This is a genomic window from Stutzerimonas stutzeri, assembly GCF_038561965.1.
In the GTDB taxonomy this organism is placed as follows: domain Bacteria; phylum Pseudomonadota; class Gammaproteobacteria; order Pseudomonadales; family Pseudomonadaceae; genus Stutzerimonas; species Stutzerimonas stutzeri_AA.
In genome coordinates this window covers 1,247,012-1,272,009 of the sequence record NZ_CP139348.1, presented here as the reverse complement: position 1 = coordinate 1,272,009, position 24,998 = coordinate 1,247,012, and the positions used below count along the sequence as shown (strand labels likewise).

Sequence of the window (24,998 nt, the reverse complement as noted above, 5' to 3'; positions counted from 1 at the left end):
TGTGATTTGGCCGCCATAGGCGGTCGATGAATGTCAGCAGTGCAGAAGCGGAGGTGCGCGCGGATGGCCACTGCTGCGACGCAGCGCCGATGGCAGCGGTTGTTCGGGAAGAGGCTGGAAATAACCCGGTTCGTGGCGCGGCAGCGCCAACTGGACGGAAAGACTGAGCGGTGGGTTGACCGTCAGCAGCTCGCAGTAGCCACAGAGGTCTAGCGCGGCCAGCCAGGCCGGCTCTCCCGCGCGTGCCTGGCCATGATGACCGTGAGCGGAGGGTTCATGCCCGGCGTGGTGCTGATGCTCGTTGACCTGAGCGGCCTGAGCAACCTGGACTGCCGAGTACAACGGGCCGACATGGATCATCAGCATGGCGAACAAGCCAAGCCAGATACTCATTGTCGAAAGCCGTTTACGTGTCACCGGTATGTCCTTCAGTTGACCGTGACCTAACCCAGTGAGGGAGTAGCCGGATGATCGCACGCAGCCCGCATCGGTGCTGCTGCGACATGAGGCCGCAACGAGCGGCAGCAATCAAACTCGAGCTTTGCCGAAAGAATCAGCATAAAAAGCCAAATACACATGTTAATTGGAACAAACCATCAATTTTCCTCACGAGCTTGCAATACACAGCCACCAAGCAATAGCTTTGCACCATAAACCACTGCCCATACTGGGCAAACAAGTTGCTAGCTCAAGCTTCGCCTGGGGAAACACCATGACCATGCTCAAGAACCCGTCGAAAAAATATCGCGCCTTTCCAGCCATCGACATCCCGGATCGCACCTGGCCGTCCAAGTCGATTACCCAGGCACCGATCTGGCTGAGCTCGGATCTTCGCGACGGCAACCAGTCGCTGATCGAGCCGATGGACGCGGCGAAGAAAATGCGTTTCTTCAAGACACTGGTTCAGGTTGGCATCAAGGAAATCGAGGTCGGCTTCCCCTCCGCCTCGCAGACCGACTTCGACTTCGTCCGCGAGCTTATCGAGGGCGGGCACATCCCCGACGACGTCACCATCCAGGTGCTGACCCAGGCCCGTGAGGACTTGATCACCCGCACCTTCGAATCGCTCAAAGGCGCCAAGCAGGCCATCGTCCACTACTACAACGCCACCGCGCCGAGCTTTCGCCGCATCGTCTTCAACCAGGACAAGGCTGGCGTGGTGAACATCGCGGTCAGCGCGGCACAGATCATCAAGCGCCTGGCCGCGCAGAATCCGGAAACCGCCTGGCGTTTCGAGTACTCGCCGGAGATCTTCAGCTCCACCGAGCCGGAGTTCGCCGTCGAGGTGTGCAATGCGGTGGTCGAGGTGTTCCAGCCGACGCCTGAGCAGAAGCTGATCCTCAATTTGCCGGCCACCGTAGAAGCCGCCACGCCGAACATCTATGCCGACCAGATCGAGTGGTTCTGCCGCCACGTCAACCGTCGCGACAGCGTGCTGGTCAGCCTGCACACCCATAACGACCGAGGCACCGGCGTAGCCGCCACCGAGCTGGGCCTGATGGCCGGCGCCGATCGCGTCGAAGGCTGCCTGTTCGGCAACGGCGAGCGCACCGGCAACGTCGACCTGGTCACCGTGGCGCTGAACCTCTACACCCAGGGCGTCGACCCGCAGTTGGACTTCTCCGATATCGATGCAGTGCGCAAGGTGGTCGAGGAATGCAACCAGCTGCCGGTGCACCCGCGCCACCCTTACGTGGGCGACCTGGTGCATACCGCGTTCTCCGGCTCGCACCAGGACGCGATCCGCAAGGGCTTCTCCCAGCAGGACCCGAACGGCATCTGGGAAGTGCCCTATCTGCCGATCGATCCAGCCGATATTGGCCGCAGCTACGAGGCGGTGATTCGCGTCAACAGCCAGTCCGGCAAGGGTGGCATCACCTTTCTGCTCGAGCAGGAGTACGGCATCAGCCTGCCGCGACGCATGCAGATCGAGTTCAGCCAAGTGGTACAGAAGGAAACCGACCGCCTTGGCCTGGAGATGAGTGCCAAACAGATCTACGCGCTGCTGGAAGCGGAATATCTGCAGGCAACCGCGCCGTACATGCTCAAGGGTCATCGCCTGCAGGAAGAGAACGGCACCAGCGCGGTCGACGTCGAAGTTGCAGCCGATGGCGAGATCGCCCACTGGCGTGGCATCGGCAAAGGTCCGCTGGAAGCGCTGGTAGCCGCGCTGCCGGTCAAGCTGGAGATCATGGACTACCACGAGCACTCCATCGGCGCCGGCAGCAACGCCAAGGCTGCCGCCTACATCGAGGTGCGCCTGGATGGCGAGCGGCCGCTGCATGGTATCGGCATCGACGAGAACATCACCACTGCCAGCATCCGCGCGCTATTCAGCGCCATGAACCGCGCCTTGCGCGAGGCCCAAGAACAGGCTGCCTGAGCCTGAACGGCGAGCCCACGGGGCTCGCCCTTGCATCTGCTCATGACAGTCACCCCTCCTCCGACAGGCGTCATGGTTGGCGCCTGTACATCGCAACTGCCATCTCCGTGGCTCGCCGGTCGCGGCCCTGGGTGGTAATCGACTGAACTGTTCTTCGCCGAAGAACCCTCCCAACTCAGTCAGCCAAGCCCTGGCAAATCGGCAGAAACACGTCAGCCTTCGGCAGGATTGTGCAAACGCTCCTGCCTTCACCGCCATTAGGCTTGGCCTCTGCAACCCGACCAACAAAAGGAGCCGTCATGAGCAACAGCATCGGTTACGCCGCCCTCGACCCAAGCACCCCGCTCGCGCCCTACTCGTTTTCGCGCCGCGAAGTAGGACCGAACGATGTCCAGATCGAGATTCTCTTCTGCGGCGTCTGCCATTCAGACCTGCATACCGCGCGCAACGAGTGGAACAACACGCTGTATCCCTCCGTACCCGGTCACGAAATCGTCGGCCGCGTAAGCGCGGTCGGCGCGAACGTCAGCACGTTCAAGGCTGGCGATATCGCCGGCGTCGGCTGCCTGGTCGACAGCTGCCGCAGCTGCTCGTCCTGTGGTGAAGGCCTGGAGCAGTATTGCGAGAGTGGTTTTGTCGGCACCTACAACGGCCCGGCCTTCGGCGGCGGCGAAAACACCCTTGGCGGCTATTCGGACAATATCGTCGTGGACGAAAAATTCGTCCTGCGCATCAACCACACCGACAACCTGGCGGCCGTCGCCCCGTTACTTTGCGCTGGCATCACCACCTACTCGCCGCTGCGCCAGTGGAAGGTCGGCCCGGGCCAGAAGGTTGGCGTAGTCGGCCTCGGCGGCCTCGGCCATATGGCGGTAAAGATCGCCAATGCCATGGGCGCGAAGGTCGTGTTGTTCACCACCTCGCCGGACAAGCGGGACGATGCCCTGCGGCTCGGCGCGTCGGAAGTCGTGGTATCGAAGAACAAGGAGGAAATGGCCGCGCACGTCAACAGCTTCGACTTCATCCTCAATACCGTCGCCGCGCCGCATAACCTCGACGCCTTCGTCAATCTGCTCAAGCGCGACGCCACCATGACCCTGGTCGGCGCACCGGCTTCGCCACACCCATCGCCCAGCGTGTTCGGCCTGATCTTCAAGCGTCGTCGGATCGCCGGCTCGCTGATCGGCGGCATCGCCGAAACCCAGGAGATGCTCGACTTCTGCGCCGAGCACGGCATCGTCTCGGACATCGAGATGATCCGCATGCAGGACATCAACGACGCCTACGAGCGCATGCTCAAGAGCGACGTGAAGTACCGCTTCGTCATCGACATGGCCACCCTGAAAGCGGCCTGATCGTCCGGCTGGCAGGCCTGCGGGCACGCCGGCCCTTCCCTCTTTCATGCGCAGCCGCTAAGGTCGCCGGCCTTCGTCGAGGAGCCGGCATGCGCTATCTGATCTTCGTCACCCTACTCTGGGCCTTTTCCTTCAACCTGATCGGCGTTTACCTGGCCGGTCAGGTGGACAGCTATTTCGCCGTGCTCACGCGAGTGATCCTCGCCGGGCTGGTGTTTCTGCCGCTGACCCGCTGGCGCGGCGTCGCCCCCGGCTTTATTGCCGGCGTGACTCTGGTTGGCGCTTTGCAGTTCGGCGTCACCTACCTGTGCCTGTACATGAGCTTCAACGTGCTGACGGTCGCCGAGGTGCTGTTGTTCACCGTGCTCACGCCGCTGCACGTGACACTGATCGACGATGCGCTCAACCGCCGCTTCAACCCCTGGGCACTGGTCGCGGCAGCGGTGGCAGTGTTCGGTGCCGGGCTCATCCGATACGACGGCGTTTCCGGCGACTTTCTCGGCGGCTTTTTGCTGATGCAGCTGGCCAACTTCACCTTTGCTGCCGGGCAGGTGTTCTACAAGCATCTGGCGCAGCGCTATCCATCCGACGTGCCACTGCATCGCCGCTTCGGCTACTTCTTCCTCGGCGCACTGTTGATCGTGTTGCCAGCATGGCTGCTGTTCGGTAACGCCGAGAAGCTGCCAACCACCACGACGCAATGGACGGTGCTGATCTGGATGGGCGTACTGGCAACCGCGCTCGGACAGTTCTGCTGGAACAAGGGCGCAACGCTGGTGGATGCCGGCACCCTGGCCGTGATGAACAACATGGCGGTGCCGGTGGGCCTGGTACTCAATCTGCTGTTCTGGGGAACCACCACCAACCTGATATTGCTGGCGATCGGCGGCGCGATCATCCTCGCCTCGCTGCAGATCAACCGCCTAGGCCAGAGGCCCATGAAGGCGCAATGAAGGCGCAATGACATTACGCAAGTCTTTGTTTTTTATGACTTTTAGCTAGACGACAGGTAGAATGCCGGCCCGCGCATGGATGCGACACTCGTTCAGTTGTCGAGAATTCCATGCGCCGCTTCAGTCTCTTCCTGCTTGTCCTGTTTTGCTGTTCCAGCACCTATGCCGATGCACCTCGCACCTTCCGTGAAGCGAAGAAGGTCGCCTGGACCATCTATGCCGACCGCCCGGTAGACTTCTACTGCGGCTGCAGCTTCAAAGGCAATCGTATCGATCTAAATAGCTGCGGCTACATTCCACGCAAACAGCCCAAGCGGGCCGAACGGGTGGAGTGGGAGCACATCGTGCCAGCCTGGGTCATCGGCCATCAGCGCCAGTGCTGGCAGCAAGGCGGGCGCAAGCAGTGCACCGCCAAAGACCCCCTCTTCAGCCTGGCCGAGGCTGATCTGCACAACCTGGTCCCGGTGGTCGGCGAAGTGAACGGTGACCGCAGCAACTTCGGCTTCGGCATGCTCACTGAGAAACCCAGCCAGTACGGCGCCTGCCCCTTCGTGGTGAACTTCAAGCAGCGCACGGCCATGCCGGCCGAATATAGCCGCGGTGCCATTGCACGGACCTACCTGTACATGAGCGAGCGCTACAAGCTGCGCCTGTCGAAACAGGACCAGCGCCTGTATGACATCTGGAATCGCCAGCATCCGGTCAGCGAATGGGAGCGCACACGCAACCAACGCATCGCCTGCCTGCAGGGTAATGCCAATGCCTATGTCGGCAAGGTCGACATGCGGCGCTGCGACCGCTCGATTTCCCGCTCCTCGGCAACCGCCGGCCGCCAGGGCTAGCGCGCCACCGCGACTTGCTGGAGGCAGGGAATGCCCCGGTTGCATGCCGCCTGGCGCCGCTGCATGCTGCCGGCTGGATTGATCACCATGGCAACTTCCATGCAGGACAGAACGCTCTACGCAACGCTCGGATTGGTCGTGCTGCTGGCGCTGGTGTGCTCCGCCATCGCGCCCTTTGACCGTGCAACCTGGCTGCTGGAAGTCGCCCCGGTGCTGATCGCTGCGCCCTTGCTGCTCTGGAGCTACCAGCACCTGCCACTGACGCGATTGCTATACGTGGTGATCGCCATCCATGCGTTGATCCTGATTCTCGGCGGGACCTATACCTACGCGCGCGTCCCAGCTGGGTTCTGGGTGCAGGAATGGTTCGAGCTCAGCCGCAATCCGTACGACAAGCTCGGCCATTTCATTCAGGGCGTGACGCCGGCCCTACTCGCCCGTGAAATCCTGCTACGCCTACGCATCGTCACGCCTGGAAAAATGCTCGGCTTTCTCGCGGTCTGCGTCGCGCTGGCGTTCAGCGCCTTTTATGAGCTGATCGAGTGGTGGGTGGCACTCATCGCTGGGCAAGGCGCGGAAGATTTTCTCGGCACCCAGGGTGACCCATGGGATACCCAATCGGACATGTTCATGGCACTGCTTGGCGCGCTCTTGTCCGTGACCCTGCTGGCGCGGGTGCAGGATCGCCAGATAGGACACCTGAGCCGCACGAGCACGGCGGCATAGCGCAATGCTCTATCGCATGGGAGCGGACGCCGTGTTGCTGTTGCACCTCGGCTTCATTCTGTTCGTGCTGCTCGGTGGCCTGCTTGTCGCGTGGAAGCGTGGCTTCGTGCTGATACATGTTCCGGCGATTGTCTGGGGCGTATTCGTCGAGCTGAGCGGGCGGGCGTGCCCGCTGACCCATTGGGAGAACCTGCTGCGGCGCTTGGCCGGCGGCGCGGGATACGAGGCGGGCTTCATCGAGCACTATCTGCTGCCATTGATCTATCCCGCCTGGCTGAGCACCCCGGTGCAGTACCTGCTGGCGGCGGTGGTGGTGCTGGCCAACCTGCTGATCTATGGCTGGGTGCTGTGGCGTCAGCGGCGCAGCACCGTTGCCCACCAGTTGCCCCGAGAGTAACCGCGGCACCTCACGCTCACATCGGGTTACAAGCTGCCAATAATCCTTCGAACCGCCCCCCGCCGGGGCTTTGCGGATGCTCTTCGGCATCTCGCGAATCGCCCATCACCGCGCAGCGAGAACCTTGCGCCCTGACTCGGGTCCGGACATTAACGCCCCGCCCAAGCCGAAGGGGGCCGAAACTCGCCAAGGGGATCATTCATGTCGCTCGTGTCCGTCCGCCGTCCCGTTTTTCTCATCGCTCTGCCGTTTTTACTCGCTACGCTTTTTCCTGCCCATGCGCAGGTCGCGCCAGAGCTCGACGTGCCTTATGTGCCGACGCCGGACCGTGTGGTCGCGCGGATGCTGGAGATGGCCGACGTGAAGTCCGGCGATACCGTCATCGATCTCGGCTCCGGCGACGGGCGCATCGCCATCGCGGCTGTACGCGACCGCGGCGCAGACTCGGCGCTGGGCATCGACCTCGACCCCGAACGCATCGAGGAAGCCGAAGCCAACGCGAAATCGGCTGGCGTATCCGACAAAGTCAGCTTCGAACAGGGCGACCTATTCAAGAAGGACATTTCCGAAGCCACGGTACTGACAATGTACCTGCTGCCGCGGATCAACCTGCGTCTGCGTCCGGTCATCCTCGATACGCTAAAACCTGGCACGCGAGTGGTGTCCCATGCGTTCGGCATGGACGACTGGCCGGCCGATCGCACCGACTATGTCGGCGGCAGCTATGTCTATCTGTGGATCGTCCCGGCCAAGGTCGAGGGTCGCTGGGAGGTCGAAACGCCGGATGGTAGCTTTGTCCTCGACCTGCAGCAGCAGTATCAGCAGGTACTGGGGATTGCTCGGTCCGGCGGGCTGAACAACAGCGTCGTCGGCAATCTCGAAGGCGACATAATCCACTTCGAGATCGGCGGCACGCCTTACGTGGGAAGAGTCGAAGGCGATCGTATCAGCGCGCTGAAAGGCGAAGGTTCGAGTTCAAACTGGAACGCGCGGCGTAGCTGAGCATGGACGCTCGAGCACACACCCGGCACGCCACCGGGCTTTCCGTTCTCGACGGCGTTGCCGTACTGGTGGGTGTCGTGGTCGGCGTGGGCATTTTTGGCTTTCCGCCATTGGTGGCCCAGCATGCAGACAGCGCGACAACCTACATCGCCTTGTGGCTGGCCGGCGGTGCGCTGATGCTGATCGGCGCGCTTTGTTACGCAGAGCTGGGCGCGAGCTTCCCGGATGAGGGCGGTGAGTACCATTACCTATGCCAGGCCTGGGGAAGCAGGCTGGGACTGATGTTCGCCTGGGCCCGCGGCACCGTCATCCAGACCGGCGCCATTGCGGCGGTGGCATTTATCTATGGCGACTACGCACAGCGGCTGATTCCCCTCGGCGACTACGGAAGTGCACTGCACGCGGCCTTCTCCGTTGTCCTGCTGACCACGCTCAACGTGCTCGGTACACGCCAATCCAAACGCATCCAGGTGCTCTTGAGCAGTCTGACCGTTCTGGCGCTGACTGGCATCATGCTGACCGGCCTGCTTTCGCCCGAGCAGACCAGGCCGGTCCTCGCCGCAGAGCCTTCCGCCAGCGGGATCGGTATCCTCGGTATGGGCATGGTCTTCGTCCTGCTGACCTATGGCGGCTGGAACGAAACCGCTTATCTATCTGGAGAACTGCGCGATCCGGGACGCAACATGAGCCGGGTTCTGCTCGTTGGTACCCTGGTTGTGACTACGCTCTATCTGCTGACCAACATTGCGCTGCTGCAGATGTTCGGCCTCGAAGCCCTGCGCCAGTCGGATGCGGTCGGCGCCGACCTGATGGAAGTGGTTGCCGGCAGCTGGGCGGCACAGGGTTTGAGCCTGCTGATCTGCTTCACTGCCTTGAGCACCATAAATGCGACGATTCTGACCGGTGCTCGCGTGTACTACGCGCTAGGTCGGGACGTCCCCCAGCTGGCAATGCTCGGCGCCTGGAACGAGCGCGGCTCGACGCCCATCCGCGCGCTGCTGGTCCAAGCGGCCATCACCCTTTTGCTGATCCTGTTCGGCGCATTGAGCCAGAGCGGTGTGCAGGCTATGGTCGCCTACACTGCGCCGGTGTTCTGGTTCTTCATGTGCATGACGGCATTGGCGCTGCTGCGCTTGCGCAATCTACAGCCGCACGTGCCACGACCGTTCAGGGTTCCGCTGTACCCGCTGCTGCCGTTGATCTTCGCCAGCAGCTGCCTGGGCCTGTTCGTTTCGAGCACGCTGTACGCAGGCCCGGGCGCCCTGCTCGGGCTAGCGGTACTCGCGTTCGGATTGCCGCTGCTACTTATGCGGCGCACGGCGCTCGCGGCGGACACGCTTGAGCGATGACCACTACGGCTTCAGCTCGAATTCGTCACCATCGTGGTAGGCCGGAAAGCGCTCGCGGAACGCAGCCAAGTCGCGCACGCGCAACGTGCAGCGCAAAACAGCATCGCGGTCCTCGCCGTTCAGCAGCGTGTCGCCCTTGAAATCGAGCACCTGGCTGTCGCCGCTGTAGGGATAGCCCTTACCATCTTCACCGATCCGGTTGACCGCCGCGACGTAACAGAGATTTTCGATAGCGCGCGCCGGTAACAGGCGATTCCAGGCATCACGGCGTGCGGCGGGCCAGTTTGCCGTGTAAAGCAGCAGGTCGGTGCCGTGTGGATCACGGCTCCATACCGGAAAACGCAGGTCGTAACAGATCAGCGGGCGCACACGCCAGCCGTTCACCTCGAACAGTGCTTGCTGCTGCCCCGGGGTGTAATGCTTGTGCTCGCCGGCCATACGGAACAGGTGTCGCTTGTCGTAATGCAAGACCTCACCATCCGGGCGCGCCCAGAGCAAACGATTGCGATGACTGCCGTCGGCAGCCTCGATGATCACACTGCCAGTGATTACGGCATCCAGCCGGGCAGCTTGCGCTCGCAGCCATACATAGGTCGGCCCCTCTTCCGGCTCGGCCAGTGCAGCCGAATCCATGGAGAAACCGGTGGTGAACATCTCCGGCAGGACGATCAGGTCGGCGCCGCTGGCCTGATCCAGCAGCGTAATGAATCGTTCGTGATTGGCGGCAGCGTCCTGCCAGATCAGGCTGGTCTGTACCAGCGCCAGTTCGAGGTCGGGCAGATCGTTCAAATCGCGCATAGTCGTTCCGCCGCTTCACGCAGCGTCTCCTCTCGTTTGGCAAAGCAGAAACGCACCAGCCGCAAATCGGCCGGGGCGTTCTGGTAGAACACCGAAATCGGAATACTTGCAACGCCGTGTTCGCGGGTCAGCCACTCGGCCATTGCGACATCATCAAGATCAGGGCGGATCGCTGAATAGTCGGCAAGCTGGAAGTAGGTGCCCGCAGCCCGAGTGAAGCTGAAGCGAGACCCAGCCAGCAGATCGCAGAACAGATCGCGCTTGGCCTGGTAGAAGGCCGGCAGCTCGCTGATGTGCTCGGGATGTTCAGCCATGAAATCGGCCAGGGCCCACTGCAGCGGCGTCACCCCAGTGAAGCTGACGTACTGGTGCACTTTGCGCAGCTCACTGCTGAGCACAGGCGGCGCCACTACATAGCCAGTCTTCCAGCCAGTGACGTGGTAAGTCTTGCCGAAGGAACTGATGACGAAGGCTCGCTGGTAAAGCTCATCATGGCGTAACACGCTGGCATGCTCGCGGCCGTCGAATACCAGATGCTCATAGACCTCGTCACTGAGCAGATAGATATCGCGTTCGCGAATCAGCGCAGCCAGGTGATCGAGATCATCGGCGTCGATCAGTGCGCCGCTGGGGTTATGCGGCGTGTTCAGCACGATCATCCGCGTGCGCGGGGTAATGGCGTCGGCCAGTCGCTGCCAGTCGATATGAAAATCCGGCAGGCTCAGCTGCTGGTGGATGCAGACGCCGCCGGCCAACTGCACCGAAGGCTCGTAACTGTCGTAGCAGGGATCGAAGACGATGACTTCATCGCCCGGTCGAACCACCGCCTGGATCGCACAGAAGATCGCTTGGGTAGCGCCGGGCGTGATGGTGACCTCGCTGGCGGCATCCACTTTTCGCCGATACAGGGCGGCGACCTTCGCCGCGACCTGCTCGCGCAATGCCGGCAGGCCGGTCATCGGTGCGTACTGGTTGTGTCCCGCCATGACATGGTGGGCCAACGCCTCGCGCAACGCGTCGGGGCCGTCGAAATCGGGAAAGCCCTGGGAGAGATTCAACGCACCGGTGTCCGCCGCGAGCTGCGACATCGTGGTGAAAATGGTGGTGCCAACGTTGGGCAGTTTACTGATGAGCATGACAGCCTTCCGACAAGCCTGCCGCGTGGGGGTTCGGCAGGACGGCGAACAGAATAGCCGATGACCGATGCACGATACGAGGTACGCAGCACCCGTCGTGGGGCTGCTACAGTTGCAGCGAACGGGCATCCACTCGTATCGACCATAAGGAACCTTCCATGCCTAGTCATCCTGTCAGCACGCTGTGGAACGACCTGCGCGCCCAGGCGCAACGCGCGCTGGAGACGGAGCCGACCCTGGCCGCGGTTTTCCGCCAGGCCATCCTCGATCACCCCGACTTCGGTTGCGCGCTGGCCTACCGCATAGGCCATGCGCTGGCGGAAAGCACCGAGCAGGGCCATACGCTCGCCGACCGCTTCGCCAGCATTCATCACCAAGCCGCGCAGCTGGCCGAGACGGCGTGCTGCGACCTGCAGGCAATCGTCAGCCGCGATCCGGCGTTCGACACGGCACTCGAAGTGTTCCTGTTCTCCAAAGGTTATCTGGCACTACAGGCCTATCGCGTCGGGCACCTGCTGCACGGACGGGGCGAACGCCTGCTGGCGATGTTCATTCAGGCGCGCAGCAACGAACGACTGGGTATCGACATCAATCCGGCCAGCCGGATCGGCAGCGGCATCATGCTCGACCACGGCACGGGCATCGTCATTGGCGAAACCGCCGTGGTGGGCGATGACGTGTCGATCCTGCAGGGCGTTACTCTGGGGGGAACTGGCAAGGAAGGCGGCGACCGCCATCCGAAGGTACGCAGCGGCGTGATGATCGGCGCAGGCGCGAAGATCCTGGGCAACATCGAGATTGGCGAGGGGGCGAAGGTCGGCGCAGGTAGCATCGTGCTGCATGCCGTTGCGCCGCACACCACAGTGGTCGGCAATCCGGCACGTCAAGTCGGCACGCCGCGCCACGCACGACCGGCCCTGGATATGGACCAGTCGTTCGACGGAGATCGCTGAGCAGTCAGCGCTTGTCGCGGCGCTTCTTCTCGGCCTTCTTGTGGTGGGACATGAGACGGCGCTTCTTGTTGACCTGGCGGTCGGTAAGCGTGTTCTTCTTGCCTTCGTAAGGGTTTTCCCCGCCCTTGTACTCGATACGGATGGGCGTACCAACCAGCTTCAGAACGCGCCGGTAGGTATTTTCCAGATAGCGGGTGTAGGACTTGGGAATCGCGTCGACCTGGTTGCCATGGATCACGATCAGCGGCGGGTTGGCGCCGCCCAAGTGCGCGTAACGAAGCTTGATCCGGCGGCTGGCAACCATCGGCGGTGCATGCTCGCGGACTGCATCTTCAAGGATCTGCGTCAGACGGCTGGTGGGCCAACGCGTAACGGCTGAAGTGAACGAAGCCTGCACCGACTTGTACAGATTGCCGACGCCAGTGCCATGCTTGGCGGAGATGAAGTGGATGTCGGCGAACTCGACGAAGAACAACCGGCGCTCCAGTTCGGTCTTCACGTAGTCGCGCTCACTCGGCTCCATGCCGTCCCACTTGTTCAGTGCGATGACCAGCGCCCGACCGCTTTCCAGCACGAAGCCGAGCAGGTTCAGATCGTGTTCGACCACGCCCTCGCGGGCATCCATGACGAAAATCACGACGTTGGAATCCTGGATCGCCTGCAGCGTCTTGACCACCGAAAACTTTTCTACGGCCTCGAAGATCTTGCCGCGGCGGCGCACACCGGCCGTGTCGATCAGTGTGTACTTGGCGTCGTCACGTTCGAAGGGAATGTAGATGCTGTCGCGGGTTGTACCGGCCTGGTCATAAACGATGACCCGCTCCTCGCCGAGCATGCGGTTGACCAGCGTCGACTTGCCCACATTGGGCCGACCGATGATGGCGATCTTGATGCCATCCTTTTCGCTCGGTCCAGGGATGCGTTTGAGCTCTTCGCCTTCAGCAACCGCCTCACCCTCTTCACCCTCGCCTTCGGCAACTTCGGCATTGTCCTTGGGAAACATGCCGAGCGCCTGCTCGAGCATATGGGTGATACCACGGCCATGGGCGGCGGCGATCGGCAGGGCGTCACCGAGGCCCAGCGGGCTGAATTCCGCTCGGGCGATATCCGGATCGATGCTGTCGACCTTGTTCGCCACCAGGAAGTGGCGCTTGTTCATCTTGCGCAAGTGCTCGGCAATCATCTGATCGCCAGGCGTCATGCCGGCACGCGCGTCGACCATGAACATGACCGCATCGGCCTCTTGCATGGCTTGCAGCGACTGCTCGGCCATCTTGGCGTCGATGCCCTCCTCGTCACCGGTCAGACCGCCGGTATCGATGACGATGTAGGTGCGGCCCTGCCATTTGGCCTCGCCGTACTGGCGATCTCGGGTCAGACCAGCATACTCGGCAACAATGGCGTCGCGGCTCTTGGTCAGGCGGTTGAACAGGGTGGACTTGCCGACGTTCGGGCGGCCCACCAGGGCGATTACGGGAACCATGCGGCTCTCCACTGCGATATTTCAGAAAACACGAAGGCCGCTGCAAGGCAGCGGCCGAATATTCATGGCTCCGCCAGGCGGAGCCGTGGGCACAACGTGCGGTCAGTCGGCCTGACGAATCGTCAGTGCCACCAGCTTGCCGTCGTTGCCAAAGGCATATAGCCAGTCGCCCTCGACTACCGGGCGGGCACGGACGCCGGAACTATCGATACGCTCGCGGGCGACAAAACGACCATCAACCTGGCTCATCAGATGCAGATAGCCTTCGATGTCCCCTACCACAACATAGCTGGAAAACACCGCCGGGGCTGAAAGCTGGCGACGGGCCAGGGAGTCGTTGCGCCACAGCGCAGTCGTCGACCGCTCGTCGATGCCTTCAACCGCACCGTCAGCAAGGCTCAGGTAGACGCTGCCATAACCAAGCGCCGCACCCGAGTAGCTGGAGGCGTCACGCTGCCAGAGCACACGACCACTTTCCAGCTCCAGCGCCGCAGCACGGCCCTGGTAGCTAGCTACGTACAAGGTACCGCCAGACAACAGCAAGCCGCCGTCGATATCCACAACCCGCTCAAGCTCCGAGCGCCCTTGCGGAATAGCGACGCGCTGCTCCCATACCGGAAGTCCGCGACGAGTATCCAGCGCAACGACCTTGCCACTCGACAGGCCGGCGACGGCCAGCTGATTGGTCAATAGCGGCGCGCCGGTACCCCGCAGGGTGAGCACCGCAGGCGAGCTTTCGTAGCTCCAGCGCTGCGCGCCGGTATCGATCTCCAGAGCGATCAGGCGATCATCCTGAGTCTGCACCAGAACGATATCGCCATTGACGGCCGGGGCGGCCAGCACTTCACTGCTGACCTGGCTGCGCCACCGCTCCTCGCCAGTGCTAACGTCCAGCGCGAGCACTTCGCCACGCAGGGTGCCGACCAGGACCAGGCCGTAGCCAGCACCCACGCCGCCGGAAACCGGCTTGTCGAGCTTCTTCTTCCAATTGACCTTGCCGGTCAACCGATCCATGGAAACCACCAGTCCTTCGACGTCGGCGGCGTAGATCTGATCGCCGTATACCACCGGGGTCAGCAAGTTATAGGTTTTACCCTGCCCCTCACCGATCGAGCGGCTCCACTCTTTCTTCAAGGAGATTTCTGCCTTGAACTTGGTGAGTTCCGCCGGCTCCAGTTCTTTAGTGTCCTTGCTGCTGCAACCTGCGGCCAGTACGGCCAAGGTCAGCAACGCTGCAGTCTTCCAGCGCATCGTTTACGCCTCCCCTCGGGCCAAATCATCCAGCTTCATTTGCAGGCCACCAATGGCGGCATCCTGGGACAGCGACTCCTTGGCCTTGGTGTAAGCCGCGTGGGCGTCGTCGCTACGGCCTAGCTGCACGAGCAGATCGCCCCGAAGCTCTTCACGGCTGGCGACGAACGCCTGATCGACCTTGCCATCCAGCAGCTTGAGCGCTTCATCAGCCTTGTCCTGCGTGGCCAGAACGCGCGCAAGGCGCTGACGTGCCAGCTCATCCAGCGTTTTGTCGGCTGGCTTGTCGACGACGGCGCGGAGCTCGCTAGCCGCCTCATCCAGTCGACCGGACTCGACCGCCACCTTGGCCATGAACAGACTGCCGTATTGCGCGTAGTGCGTACCGGCAAAGTCCTTCTTCAACAGATTGCCCAGGCGCGAGATCTCGGCGGCGTCGGCCTCACCGGTTTCCAACGCAGCGACCAGCAACTGCTGGTAAACGAGCGAGGCGCTCTGCGCCTGGTTGATCTGATGTTTCTGCCAGAACTGCCAGCCAAATACCAATACCAGGGCCAGCACCGCCCCCAGCAGCAGCGGCTTGCCGTTGCGCTGCCACCAGTCTTTGATCTGCGCCAGTGTTTCTTCTTCGGTACCCGAGGTCACGCTGTAACTCCTTTCATTCGCTTAGTCTCAGACCTGCTCGAGGCAGGCAGCCAGACGCTCGGGTAGAGCATCCCAGGCAATGCTTTGTTGTTCGGTGTCGTCGCGTAGCGGCTTGCAACCTACCACGCGCCCGGCAAGTTCGTCCTCACCCAGAATCAGTGCGAAACGTGCGCCGCTCTTATCGGCCTTCTTGAACTGGCTCTTAAAGCTGCCGGCCCCAGCGTTGACCAGCAGGCGCAGGCCCGGAAGCTCATCGCGCAAGCGTTCGGCCAAGGCCAGCGCTGCCAGCTCTGCGGCCTCGCCGAACGCGCAGATATAAGCGTGTGGCACCGGGCTCAGTGCATCCGGCACCAGTTCGAGTGTTTCCAGCAACAGCACTAGACGCTCGACGCCCATGGCGAACCCAACGCCCGGCGTCGGCTTGCCACCGAACTGGCTGATCAGACCGTCATAGCGCCCGCCAGCACAGACCGTGCCCTGAGCACCGAGCTTGTCTGTGACCCACTCGAAAACGGTACGGCCGTAGTAGTCCAGGCCACGCACCAGCTTTGGATTGATTTCGTAGGCGATACCCGCCGCATCGAGACGGGCTTTCAACCCATCGAAATGCGCTCTCGACTCGTCATCGAGGTAGTCGTGCAGCGTCGGCGCGTCAGCCAGCAGTGCCTGAGTCTGGGCGTTCTTGCTATCGAGAATGCGCAGGGGATTGGTCTTCAGACGCCGCTGGCTGTCTTCGTCGAGTTGATCGAAGCGCTGCTGCAGGTAGACGACCAGCGCATCACGGTAACGGGCGCGGGCTTCACTGGAACCTAAGCTATTGAGTTGTAGCGTCACGGCATCGGAGAGGCCGAGCTGTTTCCACAGGCGCGCCGTTAGCACGATCAGTTCGGTGTCGACATCCGGCCCCGGCTGATTGAAAACCTCCACGCCGATCTGGTGAAACTGGCGATAGCGGCCCTTCTGCGGCTTTTCGTAGCGAAACATCGGGCCGGTGTACCAGAGTTTCTGCACCTGCCCGCCGCCGGTCAGCCCATGCTCGAGCACAGCGCGCACGCAACCAGCCGTGCCTTCCGGACGCAGGGTCAGCGACTCCTCGTTACGATCGAGGAAGGTGTACATCTCCTTGTCGACGACGTCGGTGCCTTCACCGATACCACGTGCAAACAGATCTGTGAACTCAAGAATCGGCAGGCGAATCTCGCTGTAGCCGTAGCTATCTAGCAATTGCGCGAAAGTGCTTTCCAGGTAGCGCCAGATCGGAGTCTGCGCAGGCAGGATGTCGTTCATGCCACGAATGGCTTGCAGGGACTTGCTCAATGGATTTCCTTAAGGATCAACTGCGCGCGATGACCGCCGCGTCGGCCGCGAGCTTCTCGGCGGCCTTGCGCCGGATGAGCTGCTCCAGCTCATCGACGAGGTTGTCGTTGTTCAGTTTCTGCGCCGGCTTGCCGTCGATGTAGACCAGGTTGCTCGGGCTGCCACCGGTAAGGCCGATATGCGCCTCCTTGGCTTCACCCGGGCCATTGACCACGCAACCAATCACGGCAACGTCCAACGGCACCAGCAAATCCTCCACGCGGGTTTCCAACTCGTTCATGGTCTTGACCACATCGAAGTTCTGCCGCGAGCAGCTCGGACAAGCGATGAAGTTGATACCACGCGAACGCAGACGCAGGGATTTGAGAATGTCGAAGCCAACCTTGATTTCCTCGACTGGATCAGCCGCCAGCGACACACGAATGGTGTCGCCGATTCCGTCAGCAAGCAGCATGCCCAGCCCCACCGCGGATTTTACCGTGCCGGAGCGCAGCCCGCCCGCCTCGGTAATGCCGAGATGCAGCGGCTGTTCGATCTGTCCGGCGAGCAGCCGATAGGCCTCCACCGCCATGAACACATCGGACGCTTTGACGCTGACTTTGAAATCCTGAAAGTCCAGTCGATCGAGGTGATCCACATGGCGCAGCGCGGACTCTACCAGCGCCTGCGGTGTCGGCTCGCCGTACTTCTTTTGCAAATCCTTTTCCAGCGAACCGGCATTCACGCCGATGCGGATCGGGATGCCCTTATCTCTAGCGGCATCGACGACTGCGCGAACCCGGTCCTCGCGGCCGATGTTGCCTGGGTTGATACGCAGGCAATCAACGCCAAGCTCGGCCACACGCAACGCGATCTGATAATCGAAGTGAATGTCCGCCACCAGGGGCAACTGGACGAGCCGTTTGATGCGCCCGAACGCTTCGGCGGCCTCCATGGAAGGCACCGAAACCCTGACGATATCCGCGCCGGCATTCGCTAGGCGCTGGATCTGCGCAACCGTCGCTTCGACGTCGCAGGTTTCGGTATTGGTCATGCTCTGTACGGAGATCGGCGCATCGCCACCGACCGGAACGTTGCCCACCCAGATCTTCCGGGACTGGCGACGCTTGATAGGAGATTCGGAATGCATGGTCAACTTACTGTCCGAGCTTGAGGCGCGCCGTCTCGCCGCGCATGTGAGAAGCGAGGTTCACGTTTTCACCGTTGTAACTGAGCTGGGCGCCGCGGGCGTACCCCAAATGCACGTCCAGCGGCGCCTTGCCACTGACCGTCCTGGTGGTTCCGGCCTTGGCCAGTGCGCTGAATAGTACCCGTCCGTCGGCATCGCTCACCCGCGTCCAGCAGTCAGCGGTAAAGCGCAACTCCAGTTGGACCTCACCCGGGGCGGCAGCAACAGCGCTGGGGGTGCTCGCCGCAACAGGAGCAGGAGCCTCGGCGGAAGCGGCTGATGCGGCCGGGCTCTCGCCCACGGACGCTGGCAGTTCCAAGGGCAGTGAATGCGCTGCCTCGCCCGCCGGCGCGGCAGTATTGCTCGGATCTACCGAAGCAGGCGGTGCTTGCGTTGCATCGGATGACTCAGTGGTCTCGCTTGGCTGCGGATCGCCCAATGGGCCGGACTGCTCTGTCCGCGGCGCGGCTTGCTGATCGGCAGCCTCATCGGCGCGGTCCAGCAGATGAATCTCGGTGGTACCGTCAGCACCTTGCACTTCGATCCGCTCCAGCGCCGAGACCGGGCGTGTGGTGACCTCGCGCGCCGTGCGCTCTTGCCACCAGTACCAAGCCACCGCGGCCAGAACCAACAACAACGCGAAGCCGAAGAAGCGCATGAAGCTACGTGATAAACGGCCGGGCTCTTCGATGCGACCCAGACTGTTCACGTTACTGCCGGAAGCGTTGGTGCCGGTGTGCTGATCGAACTCCTGAACCAGGCGGTTCTGATCCAGGCCGAGCAGTTTTGCATAGGCTCGAACGTAACCACGGGCAAATGTATGCCCCGGCAACTGGCTGAAGTCGCCGGCCTCGATACGGGCCAGCGAGCGCTCAGTGAGATTCAGCTGTTGCGCAACGGCAGACAAAGGCCAGCCTTTGTCTTCGCGGGCTTTACGCAGCGTTTCGCCGGGATTGTTGCCCATCGGTGCAGCGGATTCTTGGTGCGGCGCGGTCATCGTTGCTCCGAAAGATATTGCTTGTACTCATCCGTACCGGGATACAACCGCCTTAGCTGCAGCCCCAGGCTGGCAGCTGTATCACGGTCCTGATGGATGCTGGCCAGGCGAATACCAAGCAGCAGACTACGTGCGTTCTGCTCGGACACCTGACTGAAGCTATCGTAATAACGCTTGGCGGGAACGTACTGTTTGTCCTCGAAGGCCATGAGGGCAAGTTCGAGTAGCGCACGAGGCTGGCGACCGTCTAGGCGAAGCGAGCGCGTGAAGTAAAGCTCAGCCTCCTCGCGCTGTCCCAGCTGCAGCGCGGTCATGCCGAGATTCTGAAATACTCGCGCCCGCTCGGGGTACATGTTGTCTTCGGCTGCCTGACGAAAGCGCTCCATCGCCTCAGGGTAGCGTTTCTGCTCGAACAGAAAGCTGCCGTAGTTGTTGAGAATGCGGGCGTCACGGCGACTGGACAGCGCCTCGCGGTAATGCTTGTCGGCCAGGTCGTTTTCCATCTCGGTCTGGAAGACCAACGCCAGCGCGGCATGCGCATCGGCGCTGCGCGGGTCCATTTCCAATGCCTTGCGCAACGGTGTCTTGGCGCGTGCGGCTTCGCCCTGCTGCAGATAACCAATGCCCAACTGGATATAGGCGTCACGTGCCTGCTGACGCCCCTGGTCGGTCCTCAGCGGATCGACGGTTCCAGAAGACACACAACCGGCCAACAGGCCGGTCAGTAGAAGCAGCAGCGCAGCGCGCAGAATCATCGGCATCCCCCTCAGGATCGGTTCGAAGCAATTTGCGCCGCACCTGGCTCGCTCTGTAGCTCACGCACAGCGATGTATCTCTCGCTTCGACGCGTCCGGTCCAGAACCTGGCCGACGAGCTGACCGCAAGCCGCGTCGATGTCTTCGCCGCGGGTGGTACGCACCGTTACATTGTGCCCACCTTTGTGCAGGATGTCCTGAAAACGGCGGATGGCATTGTTGCTCGGCCGCTCATATCCGGAATGAGGGAATGGATTGAAGGGAATCAGATTGATCTTGCACGGAATGTTCGTCAGCAGCGCAATCACCTGCTCGGCATGCTCGGGCTGGTCATTGATGCCCTTGAGCAGCGTGTACTCAATGGTCAGCACGCGCTTCTCGCCAAGCTGCGAGATGTAGCGTTTGCACGCCGCCAGCAACATATCCAGCGGATACTTCTTGTTGATCGGTACCAGCTGATCGCGCAGCGCATCGTTGGGTGCGTGCAGCGACAAGGCCAAGGAAACGTCGATCACCTTGGCCAGCTCATCAATCATCGGCACGACGCCGGAGGTCGACAGCGTCACCTTGCGCTTGGAGATACCGTAGCCGAGGTCATCCATCATGATGTGCATGGCGGCGACCACGTTGTCGAAATTCAGCAGCGGCTCGCCCATACCCATCATCACCACATTGGTGATAGCCCGATCTACTTTCGCCGGGATGGAGCCGAACGATTTATTGGCAATCCACACCTGCCCGATAACTTCAGCGGCGGTGAGGTTGCTATTGAAACCTTGTTTGCCGGTGGAGCAGAAGCTGCAGTCCAGCGCACAACCGGCCTGCGACGAAACGCAAAGCGTCCCGCGCCCGCCCTGCGGGATATACACCGTTTCCACACAACTGCCCGAAGCGACACGCACAACCCACTTGCGGGTGCCGTCGCTGGAGATGTCTTCACTGACGATCTCCGGGCCGCGAATCTCGGCGCAAGCCTTGAGCTTTTCGCGCAAGGCTTTGCCGAGATTGCTCATGGCGTCAAAGTTATCGACGCCAAAGTGGTGAATCCATTTCATCACCTGACCGGCGCGAAAACGCTTCTCCCCGACGGACTCGAAGAAGCTCTCCAGTTGCGACTGGGTAAGCCCGAGCAGATTCACTTTACCGGTAGTGGCAATCATTGGATTCACCTTCGCTTGATCAGCGAATGCGTGCGCACACTTCGGTGGCAGCGAAGAAGTAAGCGATTTCACGGGCAGCGGACGCTTCCGAATCGGAACCGTGCACGGCGTTCTCGTCGATCGAAACGGCAAAATCGGCGCGAATGGTGCCAGCAGCTGCTTCTTTAGGGTTGGTAGCGCCCATCAGCTCACGGTTCTTGGCGATGGCGTCTTCGCCTTCGAGAACCTGAACGATGACCGGGCCGGACGTCATGAAAGCAACCAGGTCCTTGAAGAAACCGCGCTCGCTGTGCTCGGCGTAGAAACCGGCAGCTTCGCGCTCGGACAGCTGAACCATCTTGGAAGCGACGACGCGCAGGCCGGCCTTCTCGAAACGGGTGGTGATTTCGCCGATGACGTTCTTGGCGACAGCGTCAGGCTTGATGATGGAGAAGGTGCGTTGCAGGGCCATGTAGGACTCCAAACTGATGGGTTAAAGCGAACGAGTAAACCCGCGGATTATACGCGGGTTCAGGTCAAAAACATAAGGGTAGAGGGCGCGACCCCAGGATCAGCCGATAGCCTGCCGAACGGTTGCCGTTGCATCCCGGAGCGGCAGCGCGACCCCGAGCCGAGTCCTATTCAGCCTCTTCGATCCAGGCTGCCTGAATGGCTTCGAGCACTTTTTCTCCGCCGCGACTGGGCTCGTCGGCAAAGTCAGGCAGCTCCACTACCCAACGGTGCAAATTGACGAAATTCACGTAGCGCGGATCAACGTCTGGCTTGCGCTCAGCCAGCTCGATGGCAATCTCCAGCACATCACTCCATTTCAGCTGCATGACGCCTACCTCAATGCCCTTCGGAAACCTGGTTGATGGTGTATTTCGGTATCTCCACGACAAGGTCGGCATCAGCCACTATCGCCTGGCAAGACAGCCGCGAATTAGGCTCCAAGCCCCATGCCTTGTCGAGCATGTCGTCTTCAAGCTCGTCGGAGGCCTCAAGCGACTGAAAACCTTCACGCACCACCACGTGACAGGTCGTGCAGGCACATGACTTCTCACAAGCATGCTCAATGTCGATGCCGTTACGCAGCGCGGCATCCAATACCGTCTCACCTGTCTGCGCCTCGATAACGGCGCCTTCCGGGCAATGGTCGGCATTGGGCAGGAAAATAATCTGCGGCATCTGGGTCAATCCTCAATATCGTTTAGCCGCCGCCCGGCCAGTGCGGCCTTGACGGTGGAATCCAGCCTGCGCGCAGCAAAGGCGTCGGTAATCTGGCTCAAGCGCTTGGCCTGTCGTTCGATGGCGACCACATCGTGGCTATCCAGCAGCCCGCGCAGATCAGCCATCTGGGAGTCGATTGCAAGCCGCTCTTCAGCCGATAGCAGGCGCTCGCCGTCAACCAACAATGCCGCTTCAACCGCCTCAAGCAGGCGCTGCGCGTCCACCAACTGCTCACGCAAGGCGCGCGCATCGCGATCCTCGTCAGCCTTGCGGAAGGAGTCCTCAAGCATTCGGGCTATCTCGCCATCCGTCAGGCCATAAGAGGGTTTGACCTGAATACTGGCCTCGACACCGGATGCCAATTCGCGCGCCGACACACTGAGCAAGCCGTCCGCATCGACTTGGAAGGTAACGCGAATCTTCGCCGCCCCTGCCACCATCGGCGGGATTCCGCGCAGCTCGAAGCGTGCCAGAGAGCGGCAATCGGAAATCAGTTCACGCTCACCCTGCAGCACATGAATCATCATGGCCGACTGACCGTCTTTATAGGTGGTGAAGTCTTGCGCCCGAGCAACCGGAATCGTCGTGTTGCGCGGGATGATCTTTTCCATCAGCCCGCCCATGGTTTCCAGACCAAGCGAGAGCGGAATCACATCGAGCAGTAACAGCTCGTCTCCATCGCGATTGTTGCCCGCCAGCGTCTCGGCCTGAATCGCTGCGCCGATAGCCACAACCTCATCGGGGTCGATGTCAGTCAGCGGCTCACGACAAAATAGCTGCCCGACGGCAGAGCGCACTTTCGGCACGCGGGTCGAGCCACCGACCATGACCACCGCGGTAATCTCCTCCAGCTCCACGCCGGAATCACGCACCGCACGACGGCAGGACTTGAGACTACGCGCGATCATCGGCTCGATCAGATCATCGAAGGTCTCTCGATTCAGTTCGCCCGACCAACCGGCATAGGCAACCGACACCACATCGACGTCGCTGAGACGCTCCTTGGCGTCACAGGCAATCTTCAGCAACTCGCGCTGAGCACCGGGGTCAAGATCGCCGGAAACTCCGGCACATTCGAGAATCCAGCCAGCCACGGCATGATCGAAATCATCGCCGCCCAGAGCGGTATCGCCGCCGGTAGCCAGCACCTCGAAGACACCTTTGGTCAGCCGCAGAATTGAAATATCAAAGGTACCGCCGCCCAAGTCGTAAATGGCGACGACGCCTTCCGCCTGCCGATCCAGACCATACGCAACGGCGGCTGCAGTAGGCTCGTTGAGCAGACGCAGAACACTGAGCCCGGCGAGCCGTGCGGCATCCTTGGTAGCCTGGCGCTGCGCGTCGTCAAAATAAGCCGGAACGGTGATCACAGCCCCAACCAGCTCACCGCCCAGACTCGCTTCGGCGCGCTGACGAAGTGTGCGAAGAATTTCAGCAGACACTTCAACCGGGCTCTTGGCGCCCTGCACGGTTTCGATGAAAGGCATCTGCGATTCGGCCTGACGGAAGCGATACGGCAGCTGCTCACCAAGCTGCTTCACATCAGCCAGGCCGCGGCCCATCAGCCGTTTGACGGAACTGATGGTGTTGAACGGATCGGTTGCGGCGGCAAGCTTGGCTTGCGCACCGACCTCAATATGATCAGCGTGGTAGCGCACCACCGACGGCAGAATCACCCGCCCGTCGGCATCTGCCAAAGGCGCCGTAACACCGCTGCGCAACGCAGCCACAAGGGAGTTGGTAGTGCCCAGGTCTATTCCGACCGCCAGGCGCCGCTGATGAGGCTGTGGGCTATGTCCGGGCTCAGCAATCTGAAGTAAGGCCATGTCTTTCTGATATCGGGCGCAGCGCTAGGCGCTGCGCGGGGTTAATCGTCGAGGCGCTCTTCGAGTTGGCGCACTTCCTGAGTCAGCTTGTCGAGGAACTGCATGCGTCGAACCAAGCGCTCAGCATCGGCGCGCCGCTCAGGACGCTGCCAGATCTGGGCAAAATCATCGTTCAACCCTTGCTGCGCCTGCTTCAAGCGCAACTTGAACGGCGCCACGCCATCCAGATCGGCTTTTTCGTGAAGCTCCTCGAGCTCCTCGCGCCAGTGCATCTGCTGCATGAGGAAGGCAGGATCCTGAACAGTCGCTTCCAGCGGCACTTCATGCCCTTCGATCGCCAGCAGATACCGCGCTCGCCGACTAGGGCTCTTGAGTGTCTGGTAGGCCTCGTTCAGGTTGGCCGAGCGCTCCAGCGCCTGACGCTGATCGCTTTCGCCAGCATCTGCAAAGCGATCCGGATGAACCTGACGAGCCAGCTCTCGATAACGATCAGCAAGCCGCCCCAAGTCCAACTCGAACTCCGGCTTCAACTCGAACAGTGCAAAGTGACAAGGAGTACCCACGGCGTCCTCAGATATTGAAGCTTTCGCCGCAGCCGCATTCGCCACGAACGTTCGGGTTATTAAACTTGAAGCCCTCATTGAGGCCTTCGCGAACGAAGTCGAGTTCGGTGCCGTCGAGGTATACAAGGCTCTTGGGGTCAATGATCACATTAACGCCATGACTCTCGAACACCGAATCCTCGGCTGCCGTCTCGTCAACGAACTCGAGAACATACGCCAACCCGGAGCAACCGGTCGTACGGACCCCAAGCCTCACGCCTACACCCTTGCCACGCCCGTCCAGCGAACGGCGGACATGCTGGGCTGCCGCGGGCGTCATGGTGATAGCCATTGCAACCTCCCTTAGAGCAGACCTTTCTTCTCGCGGTAATCACGCACCGCAGCCTTGATCGCATCTTCGGCGAGCACGGAGCAGTGAATTTTCACCGGCGGCAGCGCCAGTTCTTCGGCAAGCTGCGTATTCTTGATGGTTTCCGCCTCTTCCAGCGTCTTGCCCTTCATCCACTCGGTAGCGAGGGAGCTAGAGGCAATCGCCGAACCGCAACCGTAGGTCTTGAACTTGGCATCTTCGATGACACCTTGCTCATTGACCTTGATCTGCAGCCGCATTACGTCGCCGCAGGCCGGCGCGCCGACCATACCGGTACCAATGCTCGGATCTTCATCGTCGAACTTGCCGACGTTGCGCGGATTTTCGTAGTGGTCGATGACCTTATCGCTGTATGCCATG

27 protein-coding genes are annotated in these 24,998 nt (G+C 61.4%); 9 read left to right on the top strand and 18 right to left on the bottom strand.

The annotated features are described in order from the left end of the window. Positions 1-33: 33 nt before the first annotated feature. Positions 34-393: a DUF2946 domain-containing protein gene (locus SM130_RS05700; protein WP_102823174.1), complete on the bottom strand. Its 360-nt coding sequence runs from the start codon at positions 391-393 to the stop codon at positions 34-36. A gap of 319 nt (positions 394-712) precedes the next feature. Between SM130_RS05700 and leuA the strand changes: the two genes are divergently transcribed. The 8 genes from leuA to SM130_RS05660 all read left to right on the top strand — a co-directional run bounded on the left by leuA (position 713) and on the right by SM130_RS05660 (position 9,007). Beyond that, entirely contained in the window at positions 713-2,383 is a 1,671-nt protein-coding gene (gene leuA, locus SM130_RS05695) for a 2-isopropylmalate synthase (protein ID WP_102823173.1), read from the top strand. A gap of 299 nt (positions 2,384-2,682) precedes the next feature. After that, complete coding sequence (locus tag SM130_RS05690; protein WP_102823172.1) at positions 2,683-3,738, top strand: NAD(P)-dependent alcohol dehydrogenase; 1,056 nt, start codon at positions 2,683-2,685, stop codon at positions 3,736-3,738. Positions 3,739-3,827: 89 nt separating this feature from the next. Further along, complete coding sequence (locus SM130_RS05685) at positions 3,828-4,691, top strand: carboxylate/amino acid/amine transporter (RefSeq protein ID WP_102823171.1); 864 nt, start codon at positions 3,828-3,830, stop codon at positions 4,689-4,691. 110 nt (positions 4,692-4,801) lie between these two features. Next, positions 4,802-5,533 (top strand): endonuclease, encoded by a 732-nt coding sequence (locus SM130_RS05680; protein WP_102823170.1) that lies wholly within the window; start codon positions 4,802-4,804, stop codon positions 5,531-5,533. 63 nt (positions 5,534-5,596) lie between these two features. After that, on the top strand, positions 5,597-6,259 hold the full coding sequence (locus SM130_RS05675) for a DUF2238 domain-containing protein (RefSeq protein ID WP_102823856.1): 663 nt from the start codon (positions 5,597-5,599) through the stop codon (positions 6,257-6,259). 4 nt (positions 6,260-6,263) lie between these two features. Then, on the top strand, positions 6,264-6,656 hold the full coding sequence (locus SM130_RS05670) for a DUF2784 domain-containing protein (RefSeq protein WP_102823169.1): 393 nt from the start codon (positions 6,264-6,266) through the stop codon (positions 6,654-6,656). A gap of 201 nt (positions 6,657-6,857) precedes the next feature. Then, positions 6,858-7,658, top strand: coding sequence for a methyltransferase domain-containing protein (locus SM130_RS05665; protein ID WP_102823168.1), 801 nt, complete (start codon positions 6,858-6,860; stop codon positions 7,656-7,658). A 2-nt stretch (positions 7,659-7,660) separates the two neighbouring features. Beyond that, positions 7,661-9,007, top strand: a complete 1,347-nt coding sequence (locus SM130_RS05660; protein ID WP_102823167.1) for an APC family permease — start codon at positions 7,661-7,663, stop codon at positions 9,005-9,007. Positions 9,008-9,010: 3 nt separating this feature from the next. Here the strand turns inward: SM130_RS05660 and SM130_RS05655 are convergent, their stop codons facing one another. Both SM130_RS05655 and SM130_RS05650 read right to left on the bottom strand, forming a co-directional pair. Beyond that, positions 9,011-9,805 (bottom strand): amidohydrolase, encoded by a 795-nt coding sequence (locus SM130_RS05655; protein WP_102823166.1) that lies wholly within the window; start codon positions 9,803-9,805, stop codon positions 9,011-9,013. Beyond that, positions 9,793-10,941 carry a pyridoxal phosphate-dependent aminotransferase gene (locus tag SM130_RS05650; RefSeq protein WP_102823165.1) on the bottom strand — a complete coding sequence of 383 codons (1,149 nt, stop codon included), beginning with the start codon at positions 10,939-10,941 and terminating at the stop codon, positions 9,793-9,795. Before SM130_RS05650 ends, SM130_RS05655 begins: the two co-directional genes overlap by 13 nt. Before the next feature lie 158 nt (positions 10,942-11,099). Between SM130_RS05650 and cysE the strand changes: the two genes are divergently transcribed. Next, positions 11,100-11,894: a serine O-acetyltransferase gene (gene cysE, locus SM130_RS05645; RefSeq protein WP_102823164.1), complete on the top strand. Its 795-nt coding sequence runs from the start codon at positions 11,100-11,102 to the stop codon at positions 11,892-11,894. 4 nt (positions 11,895-11,898) lie between these two features. Here cysE and der read toward each other — a convergent pair whose 3' ends face one another. The 15 genes from der to iscU form a co-directional block, all read right to left on the bottom strand. Then, positions 11,899-13,377, bottom strand: coding sequence for a ribosome biogenesis GTPase Der (gene der / locus SM130_RS05640; RefSeq protein ID WP_102823163.1), 1,479 nt, complete (start codon positions 13,375-13,377; stop codon positions 11,899-11,901). A 102-nt stretch (positions 13,378-13,479) separates the two neighbouring features. Continuing rightward, on the bottom strand, positions 13,480-14,628 hold the full coding sequence (gene bamB, locus SM130_RS05635; RefSeq protein WP_102823162.1) for an outer membrane protein assembly factor BamB: 1,149 nt from the start codon (positions 14,626-14,628) through the stop codon (positions 13,480-13,482). 3 nt (positions 14,629-14,631) lie between these two features. Beyond that, a complete protein-coding gene (locus SM130_RS05630) occupies positions 14,632-15,273 on the bottom strand; it encodes a tetratricopeptide repeat protein (protein ID WP_102823161.1) in 642 nt (213 codons plus the stop codon). A 27-nt stretch (positions 15,274-15,300) separates the two neighbouring features. After that, positions 15,301-16,590, bottom strand: coding sequence for a histidine--tRNA ligase (gene hisS, locus SM130_RS05625; protein WP_102823160.1), 1,290 nt, complete (start codon positions 16,588-16,590; stop codon positions 15,301-15,303). Between the two features lie 16 nt (positions 16,591-16,606). Beyond that, complete coding sequence (gene ispG / locus SM130_RS05620) at positions 16,607-17,719, bottom strand: flavodoxin-dependent (E)-4-hydroxy-3-methylbut-2-enyl-diphosphate synthase (protein WP_102823855.1); 1,113 nt, start codon at positions 17,717-17,719, stop codon at positions 16,607-16,609. 7 nt (positions 17,720-17,726) lie between these two features. After that, positions 17,727-18,755, bottom strand: a complete 1,029-nt coding sequence (locus SM130_RS05615) for a RodZ domain-containing protein (RefSeq protein WP_102823159.1) — start codon at positions 18,753-18,755, stop codon at positions 17,727-17,729. Beyond that, positions 18,752-19,510, bottom strand: a complete 759-nt coding sequence (gene pilW, locus SM130_RS05610) for a type IV pilus biogenesis/stability protein PilW (protein WP_102823854.1) — start codon at positions 19,508-19,510, stop codon at positions 18,752-18,754. Before pilW ends, SM130_RS05615 begins: the two co-directional genes overlap by 4 nt. A gap of 11 nt (positions 19,511-19,521) precedes the next feature. Then, complete coding sequence (gene rlmN, locus SM130_RS05605) at positions 19,522-20,670, bottom strand: 23S rRNA (adenine(2503)-C(2))-methyltransferase RlmN (protein WP_102823158.1); 1,149 nt, start codon at positions 20,668-20,670, stop codon at positions 19,522-19,524. A gap of 19 nt (positions 20,671-20,689) precedes the next feature. Next, the gene (gene ndk / locus SM130_RS05600) at positions 20,690-21,121 is read right to left on the bottom strand and encodes a nucleoside-diphosphate kinase (protein WP_003284654.1); all 432 of its coding nucleotides are present in this window, start codon (positions 21,119-21,121) and stop codon (positions 20,690-20,692) included. A gap of 166 nt (positions 21,122-21,287) precedes the next feature. Further along, positions 21,288-21,488 (bottom strand): Fe-S cluster assembly protein IscX, encoded by a 201-nt coding sequence (iscX, locus tag SM130_RS05595; RefSeq protein ID WP_102823157.1) that lies wholly within the window; start codon positions 21,486-21,488, stop codon positions 21,288-21,290. 10 nt (positions 21,489-21,498) lie between these two features. Continuing rightward, positions 21,499-21,837 (bottom strand): ISC system 2Fe-2S type ferredoxin, encoded by a 339-nt coding sequence (gene fdx / locus SM130_RS05590; RefSeq protein ID WP_102823156.1) that lies wholly within the window; start codon positions 21,835-21,837, stop codon positions 21,499-21,501. 5 nt (positions 21,838-21,842) lie between these two features. Next, positions 21,843-23,705, bottom strand: a complete 1,863-nt coding sequence (hscA, locus tag SM130_RS05585; protein WP_102823155.1) for a Fe-S protein assembly chaperone HscA — start codon at positions 23,703-23,705, stop codon at positions 21,843-21,845. 41 nt (positions 23,706-23,746) lie between these two features. Beyond that, positions 23,747-24,268 (bottom strand): co-chaperone HscB, encoded by a 522-nt coding sequence (hscB, locus tag SM130_RS05580; RefSeq protein WP_102823154.1) that lies wholly within the window; start codon positions 24,266-24,268, stop codon positions 23,747-23,749. A gap of 7 nt (positions 24,269-24,275) precedes the next feature. Beyond that, positions 24,276-24,599, bottom strand: a complete 324-nt coding sequence (gene iscA / locus SM130_RS05575; RefSeq protein ID WP_102823153.1) for an iron-sulfur cluster assembly protein IscA — start codon at positions 24,597-24,599, stop codon at positions 24,276-24,278. Positions 24,600-24,610: 11 nt separating this feature from the next. Further along, positions 24,611-24,997 (bottom strand): Fe-S cluster assembly scaffold IscU, encoded by a 387-nt coding sequence (gene iscU, locus SM130_RS05570; RefSeq protein ID WP_102823152.1) that lies wholly within the window; start codon positions 24,995-24,997, stop codon positions 24,611-24,613. Between the last annotated feature and the right edge of the window lies 1 nt (position 24,998).

Excerpts from the sequence above, each read along its gene's own strand:
- pilW (WP_102823854.1), bottom strand. The coding sequence starts at position 19,510 with ATGATTCTGCGCGCTGCGCTGCTGCTTCTACTGACCGGCCTGTTGGCC.
- leuA (WP_102823173.1), top strand. The coding sequence starts at position 713 with ATGACCATGCTCAAGAACCCGTCGAAAAAATATCGCGCCTTTCCAGCC.
- der (WP_102823163.1), bottom strand. The coding sequence starts at position 13,377 with ATGGTTCCCGTAATCGCCCTGGTGGGCCGCCCGAACGTCGGCAAGTCC.
- SM130_RS05670 (WP_102823169.1), top strand. The coding sequence starts at position 6,264 with ATGCTCTATCGCATGGGAGCGGACGCCGTGTTGCTGTTGCACCTCGGC.
- SM130_RS05680 (WP_102823170.1), top strand. The coding sequence starts at position 4,802 with ATGCGCCGCTTCAGTCTCTTCCTGCTTGTCCTGTTTTGCTGTTCCAGC.
- iscA (WP_102823153.1), bottom strand. The coding sequence starts at position 24,599 with ATGGCTATCACCATGACGCCCGCGGCAGCCCAGCATGTCCGCCGTTCG.
- cysE (WP_102823164.1), top strand. The coding sequence starts at position 11,100 with ATGCCTAGTCATCCTGTCAGCACGCTGTGGAACGACCTGCGCGCCCAG.
- rlmN (WP_102823158.1), bottom strand. The coding sequence starts at position 20,670 with ATGATTGCCACTACCGGTAAAGTGAATCTGCTCGGGCTTACCCAGTCG.
- SM130_RS05665 (WP_102823168.1), top strand. The coding sequence starts at position 6,858 with ATGTCGCTCGTGTCCGTCCGCCGTCCCGTTTTTCTCATCGCTCTGCCG.
- bamB (WP_102823162.1), bottom strand. The coding sequence starts at position 14,628 with ATGCGCTGGAAGACTGCAGCGTTGCTGACCTTGGCCGTACTGGCCGCA.
- ispG (WP_102823855.1), bottom strand. The coding sequence starts at position 17,719 with ATGCATTCCGAATCTCCTATCAAGCGTCGCCAGTCCCGGAAGATCTGG.
- SM130_RS05660 (WP_102823167.1), top strand. The coding sequence starts at position 7,661 with ATGGACGCTCGAGCACACACCCGGCACGCCACCGGGCTTTCCGTTCTC.
- SM130_RS05650 (WP_102823165.1), bottom strand. The coding sequence starts at position 10,941 with ATGCTCATCAGTAAACTGCCCAACGTTGGCACCACCATTTTCACCACG.
- iscX (WP_102823157.1), bottom strand. The coding sequence starts at position 21,488 with ATGCAGCTGAAATGGAGTGATGTGCTGGAGATTGCCATCGAGCTGGCT.
- SM130_RS05700 (WP_102823174.1), bottom strand. The coding sequence starts at position 393 with ATGAGTATCTGGCTTGGCTTGTTCGCCATGCTGATGATCCATGTCGGC.
- SM130_RS05615 (WP_102823159.1), bottom strand. The coding sequence starts at position 18,755 with ATGACCGCGCCGCACCAAGAATCCGCTGCACCGATGGGCAACAATCCC.
- SM130_RS05690 (WP_102823172.1), top strand. The coding sequence starts at position 2,683 with ATGAGCAACAGCATCGGTTACGCCGCCCTCGACCCAAGCACCCCGCTC.
- fdx (WP_102823156.1), bottom strand. The coding sequence starts at position 21,837 with ATGCCGCAGATTATTTTCCTGCCCAATGCCGACCATTGCCCGGAAGGC.
- ndk (WP_003284654.1), bottom strand. The coding sequence starts at position 21,121 with ATGGCCCTGCAACGCACCTTCTCCATCATCAAGCCTGACGCTGTCGCC.
- hscA (WP_102823155.1), bottom strand. The coding sequence starts at position 23,705 with ATGGCCTTACTTCAGATTGCTGAGCCCGGACATAGCCCACAGCCTCAT.
- SM130_RS05685 (WP_102823171.1), top strand. The coding sequence starts at position 3,828 with ATGCGCTATCTGATCTTCGTCACCCTACTCTGGGCCTTTTCCTTCAAC.
- SM130_RS05675 (WP_102823856.1), top strand. The coding sequence starts at position 5,597 with ATGCTGCCGGCTGGATTGATCACCATGGCAACTTCCATGCAGGACAGA.
- iscU (WP_102823152.1), bottom strand. The coding sequence starts at position 24,997 with ATGGCATACAGCGATAAGGTCATCGACCACTACGAAAATCCGCGCAAC.
- SM130_RS05655 (WP_102823166.1), bottom strand. The coding sequence starts at position 9,805 with ATGCGCGATTTGAACGATCTGCCCGACCTCGAACTGGCGCTGGTACAG.